Genomic DNA, 3093 nt, shown 5'->3' with positions numbered 1-3093 from the left:
AGGCCCGCTCGACGGCCGGCACGGCCTCGGCGGCCACCCGGCCGGCGTCGGCCAGCACGCGGGTCCATTCAAGCTCCACGTCGAGCATGGCTTGGATGAATTGGTAGTCGCTGGTTAAACGGGACGCTGCTGTCCCGGCCGAGGCCGGAGACAGCAGCCCGAAATCAGCGTGGTCCGCCGGATTCATACAGGCCTAAATCCCCGGGTAGGTCAGGAAGACGGTCTCGCCGTCACCCTGCAGCCGGATGTCGAAGCGGAGGTCGCCGTTCGGTTCGCGCTCTGCGATCAGCGTGTTCCGCCGCTCTTCCGGCAGCGAGGACAGCAGCGGGTCGTTCGCCAGCGCCTCGGTTTCCTCCGGCAGGTAGATCCGGGTGAACAGCCGGTTCAGCAGGCCGCGGGCAAAGACCACCAGGGAGATGAACGGGGCCTTGCCCGGCTCGGTGGCACCCGGGTTGACCGTGGTGAAGGTGTAGTGGCCCACGTTGTCCACGGCCACGCGGCCGAAGCCGGTGAAGGTGTGGTTGTCGCGGACCAGGGAACCGGTTTCGCGGGAGATCTTGCCGTGCTCGTCGGCCTGCCAGATCTCCAGCATGGAGTCGGGGATCACGGTGCCGTTGCCGTCGTAGACCACGCCGTGCAGCCGGATGGACCCGGGGTGCGCGCGGTGGACCAGTTGGCTGTCCTTCTCGTAGGGCAGCGCGAAGCCGTAGAACGGGCCTATGGTCTGGCCCGGGGTGGGCACCAGTTTGGTGGTGGACTCGCTCATCAGTGCTCCTCGCCTTCTTCCATCCAGGTGCGGTTGCTGCCGGAAAGGACAATGTCCCAGCGGTAGCCGGTGTTCCACTCGTGGCTGGTGACCGAGTGGTCATAGGTGGCGACCAGGCGGTCGCGGGCCGCCGGGTCGGTGATCGACTGGTAGATCGGATCCAGCGGGAACAGCGGGTCGCCCGGGAAGTACATCTGGGTGATCATGCGCTGGGTGAAGTCGGTGCCGAACAGCGAGAAGTGGATGTGTGCCGGGCGCCAGGCGTTGTGGTGGTTCTTCCACGGGTAGGGGGCGGGCTTGATGGTGGTGAACTTGTACTCGCCGTTGGGCCCGGTGATGCAGCGGCCCACGCCGGTGAAGTTCGGGTCGATCGGGGCCGGGTGCTGGTCGCGCTTGTGCACGTAGCGGCCGGCGGCGTTGGCCTGCCAGACCTCCACCAGCTGGTTGCGCACCGGGCGTCCGTCGCCGTCCAGGACACGGCCCTGCACGATAATCCGCTCGCCGATCGGCTCGCCGTTGTGCTGGATGGTCAGGTCCGACTCCAGGGCGTGCACGTCACGCTCGCCGAAGGCCGGGCTCCACAGCTCGATGGTCTCCGGGTCCGCGTGGTGCAGGTCTTTGGTGGGGTGGCGCAGCAGCGAGGAGCGGTACGGCGCAAAGTCGATGCGCGGCTGCGTCTCTTCGGCGCCGCCGGCCTCCACGCTCTTGCGGTACGCCTCGTGGCTGTCGGCAATTTCCTGGCTGATCTTTTCCTGCGAATCCGTGGTGGCGGCAGGGTCCAGCAGGTGGCTGTCGTCAAACGTCTCGTCCTCGAAAGCCTCGTCCGGAGCTTGTGCGTCGCTCATCGGGACTCCTTTCCGTTGTGGCTGTGGATGGTTTAAGGGTTTGCGCGCCCGGCGTGGTGCGGGCGGAGCGGTCACTTGTGCGGCCAGCCCGTGTAGGACTCGGCCAGGTACTGCTGCCCGAAGCGGGAACCGGTCACGGTGGCCAGCTCGCCGAGGGCACGCTTGGTCTCGAAGGGCGAGGCATCCGTGCGGGTGTGCAGCATGCTGGTCATCCAGTAGGAGAAGTTCTGCGCCTTCCAAACCCGCTGCAGCGCCAGGTCGGAGTAGCCCTCCAGCAGTGCGTCGCTGCCGGTGGAGTAGAACGAGTCGATGGCCTCGAAGAGCACCTTGACGTCCGCGAAGGCCAGGTTCAGGCCCTTGGCCCCGGTGGGCGGCACCGTGTGTCCGGCGTCGCCGGCCAGGAACATGCGCCCGTGGGACAGCGGTTCCCGCACGAAGGAGCGGAAGGCCAGCACGGTCTTGTCGAAGATCGGTCCCTGCTTCAACTGGAAGCCGTCGGGCCCGTCGACCCGCTTCTGCAGTTCCGCCCAGATCCGGTCGTCGCTCCAGTCGTCCACGTTCTCGGCCGGATCGCACTGGAAGTACATGCGCTGGACGGTCTCGCTGCGCTGGGAGATCAGCGCGAAGCCGTGCGGCGAGTTCGCGTAGATCAGTTCCGGGGCGCTCTTCGGGGCCTCGGTCAGGATGCCGAACCAGGCGAACGGATACTCGATCTTGTAGTCCTGCTCCCCCTTCACCGCGCGGCGGCAGAAGCTGCGGGAGCCGTCGGCACCCACCAGGATGTCGCAGTGCACCTCGAAGGCGGCGCCGTCCTTGTCCGTGAACCTGAACTTGGGCGTGGTGGTCTCCAGGTCCAGCACCTCGGTGACCTCGGCCTCGTAGCGCACGTCGCCGCCGTCGCGCCTGCGGGCGGCGGCCAGGTCCAGGAACACCTCGTTCTGCGCGTACAGGGTCACGGTGGCGTCCACGAGGTCCTTGAAGTCCAGCGGATGCGACTCTCCGTTGAAGCGCAGATCGATGCCGGCGTGCTCGTCGCCCTCGGTCAGCACCCGGCCGTCGACGCCGGTGTCGGTCAGCATCTTGACCGAGCCCGCCTCCAGGATGCCGGCCCGGTGGGTGTTGTGGATGGTGTCGTGGTCACGGGATTCCACCACGAGGTTGTCGATCTCGTGCCGGGCCAGCAGGTGGCTGAGCATCAGGCCGGCCGGTCCCCCGCCGACGATTCCTACCTTGGTTTTGATGATCTGCGGTTGCGCCATGGGTAAGTCTCCTGGGTCGAAGAGGAAGCCGTCTCTTCACCAGTGTGAGCCCGGCGACACGGATTCCGCCCCGGCGTTCTTATTGAATGAGAATTACGACGGCGGTGGCCGCCGCTGTCACAGCGCGACGCCCATGGCCCGGGAGATGCCGCGCGCCGCCGTCATCAGCGCCGGCACCACGGCGTGGAAGTTCTCGAAGCCCAGCGGCACCACCACGCCGAGG

The 3093-nt window shown here is 67.1% G+C and carries 3 protein-coding genes and 1 pseudogene; all 4 read right to left on the bottom strand.

Translation table 11 applies throughout. The features are described 5' to 3' along the window. Window positions 1-187: pseudogene (locus tag AC5RUJ_RS13555) on the bottom strand (hypothetical protein); the annotation flags it as partial. 6 nt (window positions 188-193) lie between these two features. Then, window positions 194-766: a protocatechuate 3,4-dioxygenase subunit alpha gene (gene pcaG / locus AC5RUJ_RS13550; protein WP_494000494.1), complete on the bottom strand. Its 573-nt coding sequence runs from the start codon at window positions 764-766 to the stop codon at window positions 194-196. Beyond that, a complete protein-coding gene (gene pcaH / locus AC5RUJ_RS13545) occupies window positions 766-1611 on the bottom strand; it encodes a protocatechuate 3,4-dioxygenase subunit beta (RefSeq protein ID WP_494000495.1) in 846 nt (281 codons plus the stop codon). The genes pcaG and pcaH overlap by 1 nt, the downstream gene beginning before the upstream one ends. Window positions 1612-1682: 71 nt before the next feature. Continuing rightward, window positions 1683-2870: a 4-hydroxybenzoate 3-monooxygenase gene (locus tag AC5RUJ_RS13540; protein ID WP_494000496.1), complete on the bottom strand. Its 1188-nt coding sequence runs from the start codon at window positions 2868-2870 to the stop codon at window positions 1683-1685. Between the last annotated feature and the right edge of the window lie 223 nt (window positions 2871-3093).

The sequence above is a fragment of the Arthrobacter sp. Y3223164 genome (assembly GCF_059091005.1).
Note: the sequence above shows the minus strand (reverse complement) of the source record. Positions and strands in the feature narration are given on the sequence as shown.

Bases quoted from the DNA above. Each gene is read 5' to 3' on its own strand.
- pcaG (WP_494000494.1), bottom strand. From the start codon at position 766: ATGAGCGAGTCCACCACCAAACTGGTGCCCACCCCGGGCCAGACCATA.
- pcaH (WP_494000495.1), bottom strand. From the start codon at position 1,611: ATGAGCGACGCACAAGCTCCGGACGAGGCTTTCGAGGACGAGACGTTT.
- AC5RUJ_RS13540 (WP_494000496.1), bottom strand. From the start codon at position 2,870: ATGGCGCAACCGCAGATCATCAAAACCAAGGTAGGAATCGTCGGCGGG.